Source organism: Pseudoalteromonas umbrosa, assembly GCF_030125375.1.
Lineage (GTDB): Bacteria > Pseudomonadota > Gammaproteobacteria > Enterobacterales > Alteromonadaceae > Pseudoalteromonas > Pseudoalteromonas umbrosa.
The window spans coordinates 74,751-95,087 of record NZ_JASJUU010000007.1; the positions used below are offsets into that span (position 1 = coordinate 74,751).

Below are 20,337 nucleotides of genomic sequence, written 5' to 3' on the forward strand. Positions count from 1 at the left end.
TGAAGCATGTCATTAGATCTTTATTCTGAACATACTATAAAGCAACAAACACCTATGATGCAGCAGTATCTTAGGATCAAGGCCCAACATCAAGAGATCCTGCTATTCTACCGTATGGGTGATTTTTACGAATTATTTTTCGATGACGCCATTCGTGCCGCACAACTACTCGATATTTCGCAAACACACCGCGGCAAAGCCGGCGGTAATCCCATTCCGATGGCAGGTGTACCTTATCATGCGGTAGAGAATTACTTAGCAAGATTGGTTCAAATGGGTGAATCAGTTGCGATCTGTGAGCAAGTTGGCGACCCAGCAACCAGTAAAGGCCCCGTTGAGCGTAAGGTCGTGCGTATTGTCACACCTGGTACCGTCACTGATGAAGCCCTACTACAAGAGCGTCAAGACAATTTGCTTGCTGCAGTGTGGCAAGATAAAAGTAAGTATGGTGTTGCCTATTTGGATATCAATTCTGGGCGATTTAATATTGTGGAGTTGGCAACAGACGAAGCACTGATGTCAACATTGCAGCGCTTGCAGCCAGCTGAACTGCTCTACCCTGAGTCATTTCAAAATTTAATCGTACTTGAGCAAGTCAAAGGCTGTCGCCGTCGTCCTGATTGGGAGTTTGACTTAGACACCGCCAAACACCTACTTTGCCAACAATTTGGCACCAAAGACTTGATTGGGTTTGGTGTCGAATCGGCCTCTGCAGGATTAATTGCAGCAGGCTGTGTAATGCAATATGTCAAAGATACCCAACGTACAGCACTGCCGCATATCAGAGCGATTACCTTAGAAAAAAATGAACACGCTGTGATTTTAGATGCGGCAACACGCAAAAACCTTGAACTCACGGTCAATTTATCTGGTTCTATCGATAATACCCTAGCGCAAGTACTCGATAAAACAGCGACACCTATGGGGTCACGTTTACTCAAACGCCGGATCCATACACCGGTCCGTGACCGAGCTGAGTTGAATGCCCGCCTAAACGCCATCTCAAGCATACTCGATATGCATTTAGGTATTGAGCTGTATGATGCCTTGCGTCAAATTGGTGATATTGAACGTGTCGTCGCAAGGCTTGCGCTGTGTAATGCAAGGCCACGAGATTTAACGCGTCTTCGCAGCGCACTGCAAGCACTACCACCACTGCATCAATTATTAAATGAGAGCGATGATGCGCGTATTCAATTGATCACAGCGCAATCTCCAGAACTGCCTCATTTACAAGATTTACTCGAACGCGCAATTATTGATAATCCGCCAGTACTGATAAGAGACGGTGGCGTAATTGCCACAGGCTACAATGCGGAATTAGATGAATGGCGAGCACTCAGTGAAGGGGCAACGGACGTCTTAGAGCAACTGGAAGAACGTGAGCGTGAACGTACTGGTATCAGCACCCTAAAAATTGGTTACAACAAGGTACATGGGTTTTATATTGAGATCAGCAAAGGCAACGCACACCTTGCGCCACCTGAGTATATTAGACGTCAAACCCTTAAAAATAATGAGCGCTACATTATACCTGAGCTAAAAGAGCACGAGGATAAAGTCCTTGGCAGCCAATCCAAGGCACTGGCACTTGAGAAACAGCTGTATGAGCAATTATTTGAATTAATTGCTCCTTACCTAGAGCAGCTACAAACAATGGCTGCAGCACTGGCAGACTTAGATGTGTTGAATACTTTAGCGGAGCGAGCGCAGACACTGGATTACTGTAAGCCAGAGCTGACCTCAAGCGATGAAATTAATATTCAAGCTGGTCGCCACCCTGTGGTTGAACAGGTCAGCAACGAGCCCTTTATTGCAAACCCAGTGCACCTAAGCAATGACCGAAAGATGTTGCTGATCACAGGTCCAAATATGGGTGGTAAATCAACCTATATGCGCCAAACCGCGCTGATTGTATTAATGGCTCATATTGGTAGCTTTGTACCTGCAAGCCATGCACAAATTGGCCAAATTGATAGGATCTTTACTCGTATTGGTGCAAGTGACGATCTTGCCTCAGGGCGTTCAACCTTCATGGTTGAAATGACCGAAACCGCTACCATACTCAACAATGCAACCGAGCAGTCTTTGGTATTAATGGATGAGATTGGTCGAGGCACCAGTACATACGATGGCCTATCATTGGCATACGCCACAGCTGACTACCTTGCAAACAAAATCTCTGCCAAGACATTATTTGCAACGCATTACTTTGAGCTTACTGAGCTAGCAGAGCAGCAATCTGGTCTTGTTAATGTGCATCTAGATGCGATTGAGCATAATGACACCATAGCATTCAAACATACCGTGCTCGATGGCGCGGCAAGTAAGAGCTTTGGTTTACAAGTAGCAGGCCTTGCTGGTGTGCCAAAAGCCGTTATCAAGTTAGCCAAACAAAAACTCACACTGCTTGAGCAACACCAAAGTGTCGTGGATGGTGTTCAGCCAACGACAGTGCCTCAACAACAGAGTTTAGTACTCAATACTGAACCTTCTGAAGTAGAGCAGCTGTTAGAGTCTATTGACCCAGATGAGCTGACACCAAAGCAAGCACATGCTTTGCTATATCAGCTAAAAGACAAGCTATAAAAAAAGGGCTGCATCATTGCAGCCCTATTTCTTACATTGGGTAGAACGTTAAAGTGTATGGTTATATTGCAAACCAAATACTGACGCATGGCCTTTTGACTTAAAGCCCCACTCGCTACCAAAATTATCTTTTTCAATAAAGCGCTGCGTTTTACCTCGAATGATACTCACGCCAACATCTAAACTTGAATTTGCCGTTAACTGGTATTCTGCACCAAATGAGTACCAAATGCGGTCTGTATCTGGTATAGAGATAGACATATGATTTTCATCCGCTGGTGACTCATCATACGCAAAACCGGCACGTAACTTAAGCACTTCGCTCCACTGGTGATCAGCGCCAATTGAGTAACGTAACGAGTTACTGAAGTTTTCATCCTTTGTGAACACAGTACCAACATTTTCAACATTGGCCGCTAGCGTTTGGAAGCTATTCCAGCCAGTCCATAAAATGCTGTAATGTAGCGCAGTTTGTTTGTCTAACTTGTGAGAACCAGATACTTCAGCAATTGCAGGTAATGTGATTGCAACGCTACCAGGTAAAGCCTGGCCACCAGTACCATTGAAAGGCGCGACTGCTAGTAGCTGATTACTGAAAGTGCCTTTAAATGTAATGTCTGTTTCACTGCGGTAGTGAAAACCAAAACGATTGTCTTCGTCAATGTTAAACACAGCGCCAACATTCCAGCCAAAGCCAGTATCGTCACCTTCCAAATTCACAACCTCGGTTTCATTGGGTACGCCAAATGTATTTACACCAAGGTTTCTAAGGATTTTCGCGTCAGCATAGACATGGTTTAATCCCAACGCAATGCTCCACTGCGCATTAACTTGATAGGACGCTGCAATACCAGTATTGATAGTCACAATTTCAGTTTCACCTGCAATTTGGCCAGCAACATAGTCATCTTCAAATTCTGTTGCCAAGCCAAATTGAGAGTACATGCCACCACCAATAGACCACTTGTCATTGATATTAGTCGTGATAAACGCGCTTGGTACAACCGCACTTGGCGCAATGCTGCTGTTATCCAACGCAGATGCTGGCACACCATTATTCGTGCTTGTGCCCTGTAAACTCACATCCGGTTTAACATACATCGCGGAAATACTTATTTGCGTACCATCTAATTTATTCATCAATGCTGGATTGCGAGAAACCACTGATGCGTCGTCTGCGACACTGGCCTCACCCGCGTATGCTCTGCCTAAACCTGATACATTTTGCTCAGCTAACTGAAATGCAGCGGCTAAACTATGCGTTGATGTGATCATTGCACCTGCACCTATCAGTGCAACCATAATTCTGTTCATTCTTGCCTCTTAATTTCTAACTGCAATAAAATTAATGGCTCGACACACTACAGAAATCTGAATTAAAAATCTTCAACTTTGACACTTTTAACTCACCATTTGCGTAAAATAACAGCTTTTAATTACTTTTAGTGACAAGTCAGACCAGAATTTAAACACTTGGCACACAATTATAAATGAGACTAATTCTCAATATCATTGAACCAAGTGAGAGTTTCACATATACTCTTTGCCATTCAAGTGAGGAGAATAATCATGATGGTGTTATTGATTATGGCAGCGCTGCTGTTTTCAGGCGTCAGCGTGTACTGCCTTTGTAAAGCAAATTACTGTGCCTGCCAGCGTGCAGGACAATGTGACAATCCAGTCAATCATTATTGGCTAGGTGCAATTATTGCAGCCTTGTTTGCTCTCGCTTGCTGCTGCTTTGCATTGCATAGCGAAAGAGGTACCTTACTTTGGATTGTATTGATGTCGAGCTGCCTTGCAGGCGCGCTACTTTCAGCCAAAGTACAAAAACTAAAGCGTTGCAAGCAGGCTAAACAAGCAAGTTCTCTTGCAACAGACGGGATAAATTAATCTGATAATCAATCGGCCTAACATTCGACACAATTTTAATGTCGTTTGTCGCGCTCAGATCCACATCTTTCAGTGTGATTTGATGCATGTGTTTCACGTTATAAAAAACACGCACAATTGGGGAGGTCGGTGAGCCCTCATTACCCGCCATCACGAGTCCCAAGCGATCATTGGTCAGCTTTACTAAGGTACCAACGGGATGTATCCCAATACACTTGATAAACTTTTGCACCAATACCGCATCAAACTGGTCTTTATTAGATAATAAAAAGCGCAGCGCATGCACAGGCTCTATGGCTTTCATGCCAGGCTGATCCGATGTTAACGTTGCATAAGTGTCAACAATAGCCATAACACGCGCAGCTTTACTGAGCTTGTCTTCTGTAAGACCTCGAGGAAAGCCACTGCCATCAAGGCGCTCATGATGATTAACAATCATGTCTATCATCAAAGGCGTTATTCCTTTTTCTTCTTTAACCATAGCAACCGAGTATGCAACATGTCTTTGCATGTGACGTGTTTCATTGTCACTCAGTGGCGTTGCTTTTTCTTGAATACTCTGTGGGACCTTGCTCCTACCAATATCGTGCAGCATGGCAGCCATGGCCATTTGCTCTACCACATGAGGCTTCAGCCCAAGATACTTGGCAAAGATGGTCATCAAAATAGTGCAGTTGATCATATGCCGCCAACTGAATCCGCGCTTATCTTTAAGGCGGGTGAGAATAGCCATGACATTACTATTTTGTGTCACAGAGGAGACAATTTCTTTGCTGACGTCATTCACCAAATGCATCTGCAGCGCTTCTCCCCCCAAAATATTGCCATAGATCAGCTGCAACCGCTTATTTTGCATTTCAAATTGATTTAACGCTGCTGAAAACAGTTCAGCGGTGGGCAGAACATTACCACCGGAGCTGGTGAGAAGCGCTTGAAGTTCTGCATCTGCTTCGATATCTGATACAGCATCAGCTTTTATCTCATACCTTGCCTGTGATGGCTTTAAAGGCGTATTCGCAGCGTCGGCCTTGATATAACGCTCAGGCACAGGTACTTGGCTTTGCTTGATGTCTATATTGAGCTCAAGTACACCGTCAGCCTCTAGCTGAGTAATAATCGCCGAATTACGCACCATCCCTCGTGACTTTAATTTAATATCTGCATCAGATTTTAATTTATGAACACTGTCCACAAACATACCTGGTACAAGTTCACTAATGGGAATTGTTGCGTGCATGGTTCCTAGGAGAAGCTTTTTTAATCAAACGCAATAATATGCATAGTTACGACAAAATTGTCTACTATAAGATCAAAATACAAGAATAAAGGATGAGAAAATAAGGGTAGAGAGAAGTCCATTTCTTTCTGCGGGCTCACAAACTGAGTGAATTAGTCTTGGAAGTAAGTACCCCAACCGTCATACTCAACGCCAGTTTGCTGTGCAATTGCCACTAGCTTTGCAACATCTTCCATAATGACTTCTGCATTTAGCTCAGCTTCAACAACAATATCAAAGCCCCAAATTTTTCCACCATCTTCCAGCTCTAGCTCTGCAGGCTCTTCTACATCATAACCAAGTTTGAATGCAGCTAACGCGGCTTCTTCTAGCTTATCAAAGTTCTCACATACAAAGTGATGTTCAACCTCATAAAGCTTTTCAGGGTTAGAGCCATCTTCAAGAAGCGACTCAACTATGTCTTCACTGATCTCTTGCCAATTTTCCATCAGCTTTTCTCACCTTTATCTAATTGTGCGATTTTATCGGCCATCTTAGCATGAATGCGCACCGCATGCTCTCTTGCTGAGCAATCCTCTGATAACTTAATCGGTGCTAACATCGAAATATAGACTTTGCCGTTGTTCCAACGATTTAGCTTAATTTTATCTTTCGTTGAACTCATGCATACTGGAATAATTGGTACTTGCGCATTTTTAGCTGCGTGGAAAGCACCTGTTTTAAATGGCAACAAGCCTCTACCATAGCTACGCGTCCCTTCAGGAAACATCCACAGTGACAAGCCCTTTTGCTTGATCTTCTCCACGGCTTTATCCAACGTACCTACGGCTTTTGAACGGTTTGCCCTGTCAATTAAGATATTACCGGATAGCCAATAAAGCTGGCCAAAAAATGGGATCCACTTGAGACTTTTTTTACCCATACTCACTGTATTGTGTGGTACAACCGCAGGCAAAGTAAATAAATCATAGTTATTCTGGTGATTAGCAACATACAACGCAGGGCCAACATCAGACACTTCCGGCGCTCTCTCTATCACTAACTCAACACCTATTACCTTGGCCATAGAGCCAAACCAAGAGGCGATAACATGCACATTGTTGCGATGGAATGGTCTTACAATACACAGTGCCAATCCAAAAATACAACTCATAATAATAAATATGGCCATGGCCAAAATTCGTAATAAAGCTAACAAACTCAGCGCTCCTAAAACTTGATCGATGCATTATAATCAAATAAGCGTACACTTGTAAGCTCAATTTTTTATGACACAAAAAAATACCGCCCCATAACTGGAGCGGTATTTAAAAAACTTGAATGCGTTAACGCTTAGCTCATTGCTGCTTGCAGCTTCTTCATGGCTGACTTCTCAAGTTGGCGCACTCGCTCTGCGGATACGCTATATTTGTCAGCTAAGTCTTGCAGTGTAGCCTTGTCTTCAGCTAACCATCTTGCTGCAACAATATCTTGAGAACGCTCATCTAACGTCTTCATTGCCGCCAGCAAGCGATTCTGTGCCTGCTGTTGGTACTGCTCTTCTTCAATTACTTCGGCAATGTCACTGTTTGAATCTGCTAGGTACTGAACTGGTGAAAAGTTACCGCTTTGCGGCCCTTCATCTTCATCAGACCCTAAATCAAAGCCCATATCTTGACCGCTCATTCGCGACTCCATCTCACGGACTTCTTTTTCACTGACACCTAGCTCAGAAGCAACAGTGCTCACCTCTTCTTGATTAAACCAACCAAGACGCTTTTTATTCTTACGCAGGTTAAAAAACAGTTTGCGTTGTGCTTTTGTTGTCGCAACTTTGACGATACGCCAGTTTTTAAGTACGTACTCATGAATTTCAGCTTTAATCCAATGCACTGCGAATGACACAAGTCTCACACCGACAGTTGGGTTAAAGCGCTTCACTGCCTTCATTAGGCCAATGTTGCCTTCTTGGATTAGGTCAGCTTGCGGTAAACCATATCCTGAGTAGCTTTTAGCAATATGTGCTACAAATCTGAGGTGAGACATAATGAGCTGTTTTGCGGCATCTAGGTCGCCATTTTCATGAAGACGTGTAGCAAGCTTGTGTTCCTTTTCAGCGTCAAGCATAGGAATCGTGCTCACAGCTTGCAGATATCCTTCGATACTAGCACTTTGCTGTCCAACTGTTAACGCCATTGCATATGTGTCTTTACTCATTTTTCACCTCAGTGATAAATTCTTTTGTGTATTTTAGCACTCTAACCTTTAGAGTGCTAACTGCAATCTACTACTTTTTAAACCTAAAAATCAAGCTTTTTATTATTAACAATAGATGAATAAATAAGATACTGATTTTAAATGATTTTTAAAACTGTAATATTTCACAGAGCCTGTTGAGCAAGAAGAAGAGTAGCAGACTGGTAGTAATACAGTCTGCTAAAAATGGATTTAAACCTTTTCAGGTTCAATCTCACGAATGTACTTTTGCACCGAAAGGTAAGAACCAATGAAGCCAAGAGAAATAGCTAATAAGAGTAGAGAAAACAACTCTGATAAATTTAAGCCCTCTAATACAAAGCTACTTTGATACACGCCCACCACCAATGATACAGCAGACTCTAACCACCAAAGCATCAAAACAACACAAATAAAGGCCACTAACCCACCAACAATGCCATACCAAATTCCAGTCCATAAAAACGGAGTATGAATAAATGTATTGGTCGCGCCTACGAGTTTCAAAACTTGGATCTCTTCTTTTTTATCCATAATGGACAAACGAATAGTGTTACCAATAATCAATACCACTGCGCTAAGGAGTAACAAACCAACAGTAAAAACACTCTCTTTCAGAAGTCCTAGTAAAGCATTTAGCCGCTCCAACCACTCAATATCAAGCTTACCAAACTCCACTTCACGCTCGCTCTCTAACTTCTCAAGTAATACTTGTGCGCTTTCAGCGCCTCGATGGCGTTTAGTGGGTGTAACCAAAACCACACTTGGAAGTGGGTTCTCTTCTAAGTAATCTAGCGCTTGGCCAAACCCCGAAATTTGCTTGAACTCTTCTAATGCTTGGGACTGAGAAATAAAGCTCACTGAGTCAACTTCAGGATAGAGTGCCAAACGCTTTACTAAGGTTTGCGTTTCTTGTTCACTAATCCCTTCTTTAACAAATAAAGAGATCTCTGCTGCTTCTTGAAAACCACTGCTGACTTTTTGGACGTTCTTAACAACCACATATAATGTAGCTGGTAACGTCAAGCTCAAACCAAGTACCAATATCGTCATGACAGAGGCCATTGGTGTGCGCCACATTTCACCTAAACTATGAACACCATGACGAAAAATTGTCAAAACAAAAAAGTACAACTTTAAAAAGAGCGACTTATCCTGACTATTAACCTGATTGCCTCGACCTTTAAATAGTAAACTCATAGCGAATCTCCTATAAAATCACCTTTTAAAGGGTCTACAGCCAATGGGTCTTGAAGCATCCGACCATGATCCAAGGTTAAGCTGCGATATTTCATACGTGCAATCAATCCTAAATCATGGGTCGCAATCAAAACCGAAGTGCCGTGACGGTTAAAATCCTCAAATAAGGTTAAAATCTCCATTGATAATTCAGGGTCTAGGTTACCAGTTGGCTCATCTGCTAATAATAGTGGTGGGGAATTAACAATTGCTCTGGCAATACCGACGCGTTGCTGCTCACCGCCAGATAACGTACTCGGCTGACACTTTATTTTGTCCAGTAAGCCGACTTTATCTAACGCAGCATGTACACGCTTTGTGATGTGCTTACGGTGTGTTCCTTCAATGACGAGAGGTAAAGCAACATTGTCAAATACGTTATAACGCTCAAGTAACCGGTGGTTTTGGAAAATAATGCCAATGTCTCGGCGAACAAAAGGTACTTGCCGATTCGAAATACTGTTAAGGTCAACATCATTGATTGATACCCGACCTGCTGACGGGCGCTCCATTACACTTATAAGCTTCAACAACGTACTTTTGCCCGCGCCGCTGTGACCGGTTAAAAATGCTAATTCACCTTTGCCAAGTTCAAAGCTCACTTTCTCGAGCGCTCTGTGGCCACCTGGATAAGTTTTGCTAACTTGTTCGAATTTAATCATATACGACCTACAAATGCGTATGCTCTGTCCTTATAGAGAAAAAGCGCCTCGACTAATCGGGCGCTTTTTGTTTTTAACTTTGTTGCTCATCATCTTGGCTAAATAGCGCCTCGATGAAATCATCGCTCTTGAACGTTCTCAAGTCATCGATACCTTCACCAACACCGATATATCGAATTGGAATTTTAAACTGATCTGCAACAGCGAAAATGACGCCACCTTTTGCCGTGCCATCTAGTTTAGTTAGCGTGATACCAGTTAAACCAACTGCTTGGTCAAATAGTTTAACCTGACTAATAGCATTTTGCCCCGTACCCGCATCAATCGTCAGCATCACTTCATGTGGTGCATCTGGGTCAAGCTTTTTCATTACTCGGGCAATTTTTTCAAGCTCTTGCATTAAATTATCTTTATTTTGCAAACGACCCGCAGTATCAGCGATCAGCACATCTACATTACGTGCTTGCGCAGCCTGAAATGCATCAAATACCACTGAAGCACTATCAGCGCCAGTATGCTGTGCGACAACAGGGATCTCGTTTCGCTCGCCCCATACTTGCAATTGCTCAACAGCGGCAGCTCGGAAAGTATCCCCGGCAGCGAGCATCACAGATTTACCTTGTGACTGGAACTGCTTAGCCATTTTACCGATTGTGGTAGTTTTACCTACACCGTTCACACCGACCATTAAAATCACATATGGTTTTTTGCCTGTATTGATTTCTAATGGTTGCTCAGCATCCTTTAAGATCTCAGCCATTTCACTTTTCATCAATTCATACAGCGCATCGCCATCTTTTAGCTGCTTGCGATCAGCGGCATCGGTCAGGTTATCAATCAGCTTCATGGTGGTTTCAACACCCAAGTCAGCTGTTAATAACTGGGTTTCTAGTTCTTCAAATAAATCATCATCAATCTTCTTGCCGCGGAAAATTGACGCAAAACCAGAACCAATATTTTCTTTTGTTTTAAGAAGTCCTTGTTTTAAGCGTGCAAAAAAGCCTTTCTTCTTTGGCTTTTCTGCTTCAGCTTGCTCTTTAGCTAGACGCTCTGCTTCTTCACGCTCTGCCTGTTCTTTGGCTAGGCGCTCTGCCTCTTCACGTTCTGCCTGTTCTTTGGCTAGGCGCTCTGCCTCTTCACGTTCTGCCTGTTCTTTGGCTAGGCGCTCTGCCTCTTCACGTTCTGCCTGTTCTTTGGCTAGACGCTCTGCTTCTTCACGCTCTGCCTGTTCTTTGGCTAGACGCTCTGCTTCTTCACGCTCTGCCTGTTCTTTGGCTAAACGCTCAGCTTCTTCACGTTCTGCCTGTTCTTTGGCTAGACGCTCTGCTTCTTCACGCTCTGCCTGTTCTTTGGCTAGACGCTCAGCTTCTTCACGCTCTGCCTGTTCTTTGGCTAGACGCTCAGCTTCTTCACGCTCTGCCTGTTCTTTGGCTAGACGCTCAGCTTCTTCACGCTCTGCCTGCTCTTTGGCTAGACGCTCTGCTTCTTCACGCTCTGCCTGTTCTTTGGCTAAACGCTCAGCTTCTTCACGCTCTGCCTGTTCTTTGGCTAAACGCTCTGCTTCTTCACGCTCTGCCTGTTCTTTGGCTAGGCGCTCTGCTTCTTCACGCTCTGCCTGTTCTTTGACTAAACGCTCTGCTTCTTCACGCTCTGCATGTTCTTTCGCTAGACGCTCTGCTTCTTCACGCTCTGCATGTTCTTTGGCTAAACGCTCTGCTTCTTCACGCTCTGCTTGATCTTTGGCTAGACGCGCAGCTTCTTCACGCTCTGCTTGATCTTTGACTAAACGCTCTGCTTCTTCACGCTCTGCCTGTTCTTTGGCTAAACGCTCTGCTTCTTCACGCTCTGCTTGATCTTTGGCTAGACGCTCAGTTTCTTCACGCTCTGCCTGTTCTTTGGCTAAACGCGCAGCTTCTTCACGCTCTGCTTGATCTTTGGCTAGACGCTCAGCTTCTTCACGCTCTGCTTGTTCTTTGGCTAAACGCTCTGCTTCTTCACGCTCTGCCTGTTCACGCTCTGCCTGTTCTTTGGCTAAACGCTCTGCTTCTTCTCGTTCTGCCTGTTCTTTGGCTAAACGCTCTGCTTCTTCACGCTCTGCCTGTTCTTTGGCTAAACGCTCTGCTTCTTCACGCTCTGCCTGTTCTTTGGCTAAACGCTCTGCTTCTTCACGCTCTGCCTGCTCTTTGGCTAAACGCTCTGCTTCCTCGCGTTCCGCCTGTTCTTTGTCGGATTTACCAAACCCCAACCAAGATAAAAATTTGTTTTTCTTTCCCATAACCAACTAATACCATTAAAGTTTGTATTGTGATTTAGTAGCCATAACCGTATCTATGATCACCACCATTAAGCGCAAAGCTTCCCACGTTGCGATCGCGCGCATCGTCATTGAGCTATGCATGCCAAAACTTTGGGGTTAGTACAAAGACCTTAATAATCACACAAAAGACTTTGTGATAATTGTTATAATCACTAAGTTAACGCCATAATATGCGCTTAGTGTATCATGTTCCAAGTAGATGAAAAATTTATAATCGAGTGCAACATACTCGATAGCGAAAATATATGAAAAAAAGAAAGCCTCAAGCCCGAACTGACGGTCATATTCGAATTATCAGTGGTAAATTTAAAGGTCGTAAGCTACCAGTAAAAGATGTTGAAGGCCTCAGGCCGACAACTGATCGTGTAAAAGAAACAGTATTTAATTGGCTGATGGCTGATACACGAGACGCCAACGTACTAGATTGCTTTGCCGGCTCCGGTAGCTTGGGATTAGAGTCATTATCTCGTTTTGCTCAGCATGCAACATTCATAGAATTAGATAAAACAGCTGCGACGCAAATTACACAAAATATACAAACACTCGCGCTCGATAATGCACGAGTGATCCATACAAGTGCACTAGATTACTTGCGTAGTAATGATGAACAACACACCTTTGACATTGTTTATCTAGATCCCCCATTTAGAAAAGACTTACTTTTCCCTTGTTGCGAACTACTTGAAAGCGCAGAGTGGCTTCATGATGATTCATTAATTTATGTTGAATTTGAAAAAGAAGCACAGCCAAATTTCCCTGCTAACTGGCAGTTGTTAAAAGAGAAAAAAGCAGGCCAAGTGATTTGCATGCTTTTTAATCGAGGCCCAGTAGAAAGCATATAAAAAGCACACCGAGATTAACGCATGACACAATTATTCAGATCCGCTATAATTTGATCTTTACACGCGGTCTCGCTTCGGCTTACAATACCGCACCATTTTTGAACCAATTGACCATTTATCGGTCAATTTGAGCCAAGCTCATTATTTAGGTAGGTGAATTTTTAATGCCAGTAATTAAAGTAAGAGAAAACGAACCGTTTGACGTAGCACTTCGTCGTTTCAAGCGTTCATGTGAAAAAGCAGGTATCCTTTCTGAAGTTCGTCGTCGCGAGCACTATGAAAAGCCAACTGCAGAGCGTAAGCGTAAGAAAGCAGCAGCTGTAAAGCGTCACATGAAAAAGCTTTCTCGTGAAAACGCACGTCGCGTTAAACTATACTAATTAACATTTGGTCTTGTACATATGAGCTTATTAGCGACGCTAAAAGACGCCCAAAAGGAAGCAATGAAAGCCAAAGACAAACCACGTCTTACGGCAATCAGAGCAGCTCTAGCTGAAGTCAAGCAACGTGAAATTGATAACCAGACAACGCTAGACGATGCTGGTATCACCTCAGTGTTGGTTAAACTGGTTAAACAGCGTAAAGACTCTTTCACTCAGTATACTGATGCAGGAAGAGAAGACTTAGCACAGATCGAGGCTGGTGAAATATCAGTACTTGAGTCTTTCTTACCTCAGCCTTTATCTGAGGAAGAAGTCCTTGAGATGATCGACGCTGCTATCGCTGACACAGGCGCAGCTGGTATGCAAGACATGGGTAAAGTAATGGGTGTGATTAAAGCACAAGCTGAAGGTCGCGCTGATATGGGCAAAATCTCTGGTTTAATTAAGCAAAGATTAAGCGCATAACTACCCACATACAAATGTATGAAATTAGTAAACCGAGCCTTGCGCTCGGTTTCTTCGTATAAGCGTTAGGAAAACTATGGCTGGCAAAATTCCAAGACAGTTTATCGATGATTTATTAGCAAGAACTGACATCGTCGAGCTTATAGATGGCCGTGTTGGTCTAAAAAAAGCAGGAAAAGACTATCAAGCCTGCTGTCCTTTTCACAATGAAAAGTCTCCTTCTTTTACAGTTTCTAGAGATAAGCAGTTCTATCATTGCTTCGGTTGTGGTGCCAACGGTAACGCCATCTCCTTTTTAATGGAATATGACAAACTTGAGTTTGTTGACGCCATTGAAGAACTTGCCGGCATGTTTAATCTTGAGATCCCAAAAGAGCAAGGTCTAGGTGGTCCGCAACGAAGTTTTGAAGAAAAAAAGTCAGATTATGACTTAATGATGCATACCGCACGTTTTTACCAACAGCAATTAAATACTCATAATAATGCTGCGCAAGTACAGGCCTATGTAAAAGGGCGTGGACTGTCAGAGCAAACTGTCAGTAAATTTCAGATTGGGTATGCTCCCCCTGAATGGGACGCATTACTTGGTAAACTTGCTCGAAACACAGCTCAAAAGCAACAATTAGTAGAATTAAAGCTCGCCAGTGAAAAAACACCTGGCAGGCAATTTGACTTTTTCCGCGACCGGTTAATGTTTCCTATTCGCGACAAACGCGGAAGAGTTATTGCATTTGGTGGTCGCGTTATGGGCCAAGATCAAGGTCCAAAGTATTTAAACTCCCCGGAAACACGTATTTTCCACAAAAGCTTTGAACTCTATGGTTTTTATGAAGCCAAGCAAGCACATAAAAAATTAGAGCAAGTGCTGATTGTTGAAGGCTATATGGATGTTGTTGCCTTATCAGAGTATGGTATCGATTATGCCGTCGCAGCACTTGGCACCGCAACAACACTAGAGCATATGCAAACTCTATTTCGAAATACAGATAAGGTAATATGCTGCTATGATGGAGATAGAGCTGGTCGAGACGCAGCTTGGCGTGCACTAGAGCATGCATTACCAAATCTAAAAGATGGTAAATCTCTCGGGTTTGTATTTTTACCGGACGGTGAAGATCCTGACTCATTGGTGCAAAAAGAAGGTAAAGAACGCTTTGAAGAAAGGCTTGCAACTGCAGATGACTACAGTAAAGTCCTATTCAGCCGTCTTTCTGAACAGTGTGATCTAACCACAGATGCTGGAAAAGCAAAGTTACTGGCAGAAGCGGTGCCACTGATCAGTAAAATCCCCAGCGAATTTTATCAAGAATCACTGTTGACGACATTGGCAAGACTCATCGGCAGAACTCGGGAGCAGTTGACAGCAAAACTATCAACGCCAAAAAAACAGCATAATATAGAAAGAAAATTTAAAGTCACCCCAATGCGTCGTGCAATTGGTTTACTACTGCAGCATCCCCAATTAGCTCACAGTGTTGACTATCTACCCGATCTCGCTCATATGCAGTTACCTGGCATGGCGCTATTTTTAAGGTTACAGCATACATGCTTAGAAAACACACAGTATACTACTGCACATATTTTAGAGTCCTTTAGAGATACGCAGGATTATGAGGCTTTAAAAAAGCTTGCAACTTGGCAACACAATATACAGGAAGAGGCTTTAGAAGAAGAATTTAAACACACTTTCAAGTTTATTGAGGACCAGTGTTTAAATCTGCGATTAGAGACCTTACTTATTAAGGATAAAACAGAGGGCTTAAATAGCGACGAACGACTGGAATGTGCGTTATTAACACAAGCTTTAGGCTCTCGTAGAACTGGTCAAAATTAATTTTTGGTGTTATAATGTTCTATTCACTGCGTCAACCAAAATAACGCTGTTTTTAGCTGGCGCCCGTTGTATAAACTTTATCAGAGTGGAAGCATAAATCTCTATGGATCAATCTCCTCAGTCACAACTCAAACTTCTGATTCAGAAAGGTAAAGAGCAAGGTTACTTAACTTTTGCAGAAGTTAACGATCACCTTCCACAAGACATCATAGATTCGGATCAAGTTGAAGATATCATTAGCATGATTAATGATATGGGTATTCAGGTTTCTGAAGCAGCTCCTGATGCCGATGAGCTGATGATGCAAGAAACAACCACCGACGAGGATGCAGCAGAAGCAGCGGCAGCTGCGCTAGCAACGGTAGAAAAAGAAATTGGCAGAACAACAGATCCAGTCCGTATGTACATGCGCGAAATGGGCACCGTTGAGCTACTGACTCGGGAAGGCGAAATTCTTATTGCAAAGCGTATTGAAGAAGGGATTAATCAGGTACAGATATCTGTTGCCGAATACCCTGAAGCAATCACGTATTTGCTAGAACAGTGGGATAAGTACGAAGCCGAAGAAATGCGCTTAAGTGACATCGTCACAGGTTTCTTCGACTCATTAGAAGATGACGAAGCAACTATCTCTGCAACACATATCGGTTCAGAACTAAGTGAAGAAGACTTAGATGATGAAGACGATGATGGAGATGACGACGATGATTCTGAAGAAGGTGAATCAGGTCCTGACCCTGAAGTTGCACGCGAACACTTCGAAGAACTTCGTGCACTATATAACAGTGCCCGTAAATGTTTTGAAGAAAAAGGTCGCAGTCACCCAGATGCACAAGCCGCAATTAAAGAGATTGGTGAGCTGTTCCGCAAATTCAAATTAGTACCTAAGCAATTTGACCGCATGGTTAACAACATGCGTGAAATGATGGATAAAGTACGTGTTCAAGAACGTATCATCATGAAACAAGCAGTTCAGATTGCAAAGTTACCTAAGAAAACATTCGTTAAGCACTTCGCCAACAATGAAACCGACGTTGCTTGGATCGACGCTGAAATCTCATCTGGTGAAAAACATTCAGATAAACTTCGTGAAGTTAAACCAGAAATTGAACGTTGTATCAATAAACTCAAAGCTATTGAAGAAAGTACAGGCCTGAGTGTAGAACGTATCAAAGATATCAACCGTCGCATGAGTATCGGTGAAGCAAAAGCGCGCCGTGCTAAAAAAGAAATGGTTGAAGCAAACTTACGTCTTGTAATTTCAATCGCTAAAAAGTATACCAACCGTGGTTTACAATTCTTGGATCTTATCCAAGAGGGTAACATTGGTCTTATGAAAGCGGTTGATAAGTTCGAATACCGCCGTGGTTATAAGTTCTCTACTTATGCAACATGGTGGATCCGACAGGCAATCACACGCTCGATTGCCGATCAGGCGAGAACAATCCGTATTCCAGTCCATATGATTGAAACGATTAATAAACTTAACCGTATTTCTCGTCAGATGCTACAGGAAATGGGTCGTGAACCTAGCCCTGAAGAATTGGCTGAGCGCATGATGATGCCTGAAGACAAGATCCGTAAGGTGCTTAAAATTGCGAAAGAGCCAATTTCTATGGAGACGCCTATCGGTGATGATGAAGATTCACACCTTGGTGATTTCATCGAAGATACAACGATTGAATCTCCGATTGACTCAGCCACAATGGAAAGCTTGCGCGGCGCAACAAATGAAGTGTTGGCTGGCTTAACAGCCAGAGAGGCTAAAGTACTTCGTATGCGTTTTGGTATCGATATGAATACGGACCATACACTTGAAGAAGTTGGTAAGCAGTTTGATGTAACACGTGAACGTATCCGTCAGATTGAGGCGAAGGCACTTCGTAAACTACGCCACCCTTCTCGCTCAGATCTTCTGAAGAGCTTCTTAGACGTAAAAGGCTAAGAGTAAAAAATACTAAAAAAGGCCGCATAATGCGGCCTTTTTATTTGAATTTAAATATGTGCTGGTAATTGCAGACATAGCCAATTACACGCTCACACCTAATAGTAGTTATCATCACTGCTATTAGATGTGTATTCATCGCACAATGAAGACAAAGACATTTAATAGGAACAATATTATGGCTTGGATCCAAATCCGCATTGATGCTAACAAAGAAACAGCCGATCTGATCAGTGATTTATTAATGGATATTGGCTGTCCTTCTGTGACATTTATTGATGGCCAAAACACCCCAGTATATGAACCTAAGCCAGGTGAAGTCATTTTGTGGCCAGAGACAACCGTGATAGGCCTATTTGAAGCAACTCATGATATGCAATCAGTTGTTGATTACCTTACCGAGCAGATGCCTGAAGCGCCTAAATATAAGGTAGAACAGTTAGAAGACAAAGACTGGGAAAGAGAATGGATGGATAACTTTCACCCTATTAAGTTCGGTGAGCGTTTGTGGATCTGTCCAAGTTGGCGCGATATCCCAGATCCGGATGCAGTAAATGTATTGCTAGACCCGGGACTTGCATTTGGCACAGGCACGCACGCAACCACTTCGCTATGTTTGCAATGGCTGGAAGCACAAGACTTGAGTGGTAAAACCGTAGTCGACTTTGGCTGTGGTTCTGGCATTTTGGGCATAGCAGCCATAAAACTAGGAGCCGAGCGTGTAATCGGCATCGACATCGATCCTCAAGCCCTTGTCGCAAGCAGAGACAATGCAGAGCGTAATGGCGTAGCTGATCAACTAGAAGTGTATTTACCAGAGGATCAACCTGAATTTAAAGCCGATATCGTTGTTGCAAATATCCTCGCTCAACCGCTTAGAGAATTGCATGAAATTATCCTTGGGTTCTTGAAACCGCAGGGCGCAATTGCCATGTCAGGGATATTAGAAGAACAAGCTCAATCTGTTGCAGATGTGTATGCACCTTATATTGAGTTAGATGCAATAAAGCAAGAGGGTGAATGGACACGAGTGAGTGGAATTACAAAACCATAACAAGTGTAACGACTATCATCTGAGTTAGTATTCTATTACGCGTAAAGCCTGTACTTAACAGGCTTTACGCTTTTTTTACAGCTCGATAAACAAGGCTAAATCTACTCTGCAAAGTTTTTTTGGATAAAATTACAGCAATTTATGCAGCCCTTCATATTGTTACCAAAAGTCAACCCAAAAAGTTCAAAAAAAAAACACTTATGTTCAATTTATAGCCTTTGATTTTTGCGAAAAAAACCGTAAACTTAGCGCCCCTTGAAATGAGGCAGATGAATAGCAGTGCGTATTGGTCCTTACCAACTTGATAACAATGTAATCGTAGCTCCAATGGCAGGTATAACCGACCGACCATTTAGACAGCTATGTCGACGCTTAGGCGCGGGACTTGCGGTTTCAGAAATGTTGTCATCAAATCCAAAGGTTTGGAAAACTGATAAATCAATGAACCGTATGGATCACTCTGGTGAATCAGGTATACGTTCAGTGCAAATTGCAGGAGCAGATCCTGAACTTATGGCACAAGCTGCACAATTCAATGTCAGTAATGGCGCGCAAATCATAGATATTAATATGGGTTGCCCAGCCAAAAAAGTGAACAAGAAACTCGCAGGTTCTGCACTTTTGCAGTACCCGGATTTAGTTGAGGAAATAGTACAAGCTGTGGTTGGCGCGGTAGATGTACCTGTTACCTTAAAAATCCGGACAGGATGGGATCCTGATAACCGTAATGGTGTTGAAATTGCGAAAATAGCCGAGCGCAATCGTATTGCATCACTGGCTGTGCACGGGAGAACGCGTGCATGCATGTATAAAGGTGAAGCAGAATACGACACTATCAAAGCGATAAAGCAATCGGTTTCTATTCCTGTTGTAGCGAATGGTGACATTACATCACCAGAGAAAGCAAAGCAGGTTTTGGATTATACGGGCGCAGATGCCATCATGATTGGTCGAGCCGCCCAAGGTCGTCCTTGGATTTTCCGAGAGATAGACTATTATTTGCGAACTGGAAAACACTTACCAGCACCTGAGGTTTCCGAAGTGCGTGGTATTTTGATGGAGCACCTTGTGAACCTTCATCAGTTTTACGGTGAGCCAATGGGTGCGCGCATCGCACGCAAACATGTATCTTGGTATTTGCAGTCCCATGACCAAGAAGGTCAATTTAGGCGAGTATTCAATGCACTTGAGGAGCCAAAGGCGCAAATCGAGGCATTAGAAAACTATTTTGAAACACTAGCAGCTAACTAAGAAAGAGACATAAAGATGTTTGAACAAAATGTGACTTCTCCTTTTATCACTAACGCTCATGTTCAGTCACAAGAGAAACCGCAACCACTACGCGATGCAGTTAAAAAAGCTGTCCACCACTACTTAAAGCAGTTAAATGGTCAAGACGTGCAAGATGTATATGAGCTAGTATTATCAGAGCTTGAAGCACCTTTACTTGAAGAAGTAATGACGTACACACGCGGCAACCAGACTCGCGCAGCGATCTTACTTGGTATCAACCGTGGTACTCTTCGTAAGAAGCTTAAAAAGTACGGCATGAACTAATCTGTACTGATTTTGAAAGCGTCCTTCTTTAGGGCGTTTTCATCCCTCCTCACTTGTTCAGTAACAACTCACCTACCCTATCTAAACACGTAAATTAAGGCATAAT

The 20,337-nt window shown here is 43.0% G+C and carries 18 protein-coding genes; 10 read left to right on the top strand and 8 right to left on the bottom strand.

The genetic code is table 11. From position 1 onward, the window contains the following. Window positions 1-6: 6 nt before the first annotated feature. Window positions 7-2,589 carry a DNA mismatch repair protein MutS gene (gene mutS / locus QNM16_RS19880; RefSeq protein ID WP_284022054.1) on the top strand — a complete coding sequence of 861 codons (2,583 nt, stop codon included), beginning with the start codon at window positions 7-9 and terminating at the stop codon, window positions 2,587-2,589. 48 nt (window positions 2,590-2,637) lie between these two features. Here the strand turns inward: mutS and QNM16_RS19885 are convergent, their stop codons facing one another. Further along, window positions 2,638-3,903 carry an outer membrane protein transport protein gene (locus tag QNM16_RS19885; RefSeq protein WP_284022055.1) on the bottom strand — a complete coding sequence of 422 codons (1,266 nt, stop codon included), beginning with the start codon at window positions 3,901-3,903 and terminating at the stop codon, window positions 2,638-2,640. Between the two features lie 255 nt (window positions 3,904-4,158). On the opposite strand from QNM16_RS19885, the gene QNM16_RS19890 reads away from it, so the two are divergent. Beyond that, the gene (locus tag QNM16_RS19890; RefSeq protein WP_063363164.1) at window positions 4,159-4,482 is read left to right on the top strand and encodes a hypothetical protein; all 324 of its coding nucleotides are present in this window, start codon (window positions 4,159-4,161) and stop codon (window positions 4,480-4,482) included. On the opposite strand, the gene QNM16_RS19895 is transcribed toward QNM16_RS19890, so the two are convergent. The 7 genes from QNM16_RS19895 to ftsY form a co-directional block, all read right to left on the bottom strand. Beyond that, entirely contained in the window at window positions 4,442-5,719 is a 1,278-nt protein-coding gene (locus tag QNM16_RS19895) for an HD-GYP domain-containing protein (RefSeq protein WP_284022056.1), read from the bottom strand. The genes QNM16_RS19890 and QNM16_RS19895 overlap by 41 nt on opposite strands. Window positions 5,720-5,871: 152 nt before the next feature. Then, complete coding sequence (gene rraB, locus QNM16_RS19900; protein WP_284022057.1) at window positions 5,872-6,207, bottom strand: ribonuclease E inhibitor RraB; 336 nt, start codon at window positions 6,205-6,207, stop codon at window positions 5,872-5,874. Beyond that, entirely contained in the window at window positions 6,207-6,917 is a 711-nt protein-coding gene (locus QNM16_RS19905) for a 1-acylglycerol-3-phosphate O-acyltransferase (RefSeq protein WP_284022058.1), read from the bottom strand. Before QNM16_RS19905 ends, rraB begins: the two co-directional genes overlap by 1 nt. Before the next feature lie 134 nt (window positions 6,918-7,051). Next, entirely contained in the window at window positions 7,052-7,915 is an 864-nt protein-coding gene (gene rpoH, locus QNM16_RS19910) for an RNA polymerase sigma factor RpoH (protein ID WP_284022059.1), read from the bottom strand. Between the two features lie 231 nt (window positions 7,916-8,146). Further along, complete coding sequence (gene ftsX, locus QNM16_RS19915) at window positions 8,147-9,133, bottom strand: permease-like cell division protein FtsX (RefSeq protein ID WP_284022060.1); 987 nt, start codon at window positions 9,131-9,133, stop codon at window positions 8,147-8,149. Beyond that, window positions 9,130-9,834: a cell division ATP-binding protein FtsE gene (gene ftsE, locus QNM16_RS19920; protein ID WP_284022061.1), complete on the bottom strand. Its 705-nt coding sequence runs from the start codon at window positions 9,832-9,834 to the stop codon at window positions 9,130-9,132. The genes ftsX and ftsE overlap by 4 nt, the downstream gene beginning before the upstream one ends. Window positions 9,835-9,907: 73 nt before the next feature. Beyond that, complete coding sequence (gene ftsY / locus QNM16_RS19925) at window positions 9,908-12,109, bottom strand: signal recognition particle-docking protein FtsY (protein ID WP_284022062.1); 2,202 nt, start codon at window positions 12,107-12,109, stop codon at window positions 9,908-9,910. Window positions 12,110-12,396: 287 nt separating this feature from the next. Here ftsY and rsmD point away from each other — a divergent pair, with 287 nt between their 5' ends. The 8 genes from rsmD to fis all read left to right on the top strand — a co-directional run bounded on the left by rsmD (window position 12,397) and on the right by fis (window position 20,231). After that, a complete protein-coding gene (gene rsmD / locus QNM16_RS19930; RefSeq protein WP_284022063.1) occupies window positions 12,397-12,993 on the top strand; it encodes a 16S rRNA (guanine(966)-N(2))-methyltransferase RsmD in 597 nt (198 codons plus the stop codon). A gap of 164 nt (window positions 12,994-13,157) precedes the next feature. Further along, a complete protein-coding gene (rpsU, locus tag QNM16_RS19935; protein ID WP_010362466.1) occupies window positions 13,158-13,373 on the top strand; it encodes a 30S ribosomal protein S21 in 216 nt (71 codons plus the stop codon). Between the two features lie 21 nt (window positions 13,374-13,394). Further along, on the top strand, window positions 13,395-13,841 hold the full coding sequence (locus QNM16_RS19940; protein ID WP_063361530.1) for a GatB/YqeY domain-containing protein: 447 nt from the start codon (window positions 13,395-13,397) through the stop codon (window positions 13,839-13,841). Window positions 13,842-13,917: 76 nt separating this feature from the next. Next, window positions 13,918-15,675, top strand: coding sequence for a DNA primase (gene dnaG / locus QNM16_RS19945; RefSeq protein WP_284022064.1), 1,758 nt, complete (start codon window positions 13,918-13,920; stop codon window positions 15,673-15,675). Window positions 15,676-15,778: 103 nt separating this feature from the next. Continuing rightward, complete coding sequence (gene rpoD, locus QNM16_RS19950) at window positions 15,779-17,620, top strand: RNA polymerase sigma factor RpoD (RefSeq protein WP_284022065.1); 1,842 nt, start codon at window positions 15,779-15,781, stop codon at window positions 17,618-17,620. 178 nt (window positions 17,621-17,798) lie between these two features. After that, window positions 17,799-18,674, top strand: a complete 876-nt coding sequence (prmA, locus tag QNM16_RS19955) for a 50S ribosomal protein L11 methyltransferase (RefSeq protein WP_284022066.1) — start codon at window positions 17,799-17,801, stop codon at window positions 18,672-18,674. 279 nt (window positions 18,675-18,953) lie between these two features. Further along, complete coding sequence (dusB, locus tag QNM16_RS19960; protein WP_284022067.1) at window positions 18,954-19,925, top strand: tRNA dihydrouridine synthase DusB; 972 nt, start codon at window positions 18,954-18,956, stop codon at window positions 19,923-19,925. Window positions 19,926-19,940: 15 nt separating this feature from the next. Then, window positions 19,941-20,231 carry a DNA-binding transcriptional regulator Fis gene (fis, locus tag QNM16_RS19965; RefSeq protein ID WP_010374122.1) on the top strand — a complete coding sequence of 97 codons (291 nt, stop codon included), beginning with the start codon at window positions 19,941-19,943 and terminating at the stop codon, window positions 20,229-20,231. The last annotated feature ends 106 nt before the right edge of the window (window positions 20,232-20,337 follow it).

Bases quoted from the DNA above. Each gene is read 5' to 3' on its own strand.
- mutS (WP_284022054.1), top strand. From the start codon at position 7: ATGTCATTAGATCTTTATTCTGAACATACTATAAAGCAACAAACACCT.
- QNM16_RS19885 (WP_284022055.1), bottom strand. From the start codon at position 3,903: ATGAACAGAATTATGGTTGCACTGATAGGTGCAGGTGCAATGATCACA.
- QNM16_RS19890 (WP_063363164.1), top strand. From the start codon at position 4,159: ATGATGGTGTTATTGATTATGGCAGCGCTGCTGTTTTCAGGCGTCAGC.
- QNM16_RS19895 (WP_284022056.1), bottom strand. From the start codon at position 5,719: ATGCACGCAACAATTCCCATTAGTGAACTTGTACCAGGTATGTTTGTG.
- rraB (WP_284022057.1), bottom strand. From the start codon at position 6,207: ATGGAAAATTGGCAAGAGATCAGTGAAGACATAGTTGAGTCGCTTCTT.
- rpoH (WP_284022059.1), bottom strand. From the start codon at position 7,915: ATGAGTAAAGACACATATGCAATGGCGTTAACAGTTGGACAGCAAAGT.
- ftsX (WP_284022060.1), bottom strand. From the start codon at position 9,133: ATGAGTTTACTATTTAAAGGTCGAGGCAATCAGGTTAATAGTCAGGAT.
- ftsE (WP_284022061.1), bottom strand. From the start codon at position 9,834: ATGATTAAATTCGAACAAGTTAGCAAAACTTATCCAGGTGGCCACAGA.
- ftsY (WP_284022062.1), bottom strand. From the start codon at position 12,109: ATGGGAAAGAAAAACAAATTTTTATCTTGGTTGGGGTTTGGTAAATCC.
- rsmD (WP_284022063.1), top strand. From the start codon at position 12,397: ATGAAAAAAAGAAAGCCTCAAGCCCGAACTGACGGTCATATTCGAATT.
- rpsU (WP_010362466.1), top strand. From the start codon at position 13,158: ATGCCAGTAATTAAAGTAAGAGAAAACGAACCGTTTGACGTAGCACTT.
- QNM16_RS19940 (WP_063361530.1), top strand. From the start codon at position 13,395: ATGAGCTTATTAGCGACGCTAAAAGACGCCCAAAAGGAAGCAATGAAA.
- dnaG (WP_284022064.1), top strand. From the start codon at position 13,918: ATGGCTGGCAAAATTCCAAGACAGTTTATCGATGATTTATTAGCAAGA.
- rpoD (WP_284022065.1), top strand. From the start codon at position 15,779: ATGGATCAATCTCCTCAGTCACAACTCAAACTTCTGATTCAGAAAGGT.
- prmA (WP_284022066.1), top strand. From the start codon at position 17,799: ATGGCTTGGATCCAAATCCGCATTGATGCTAACAAAGAAACAGCCGAT.
- fis (WP_010374122.1), top strand. From the start codon at position 19,941: ATGTTTGAACAAAATGTGACTTCTCCTTTTATCACTAACGCTCATGTT.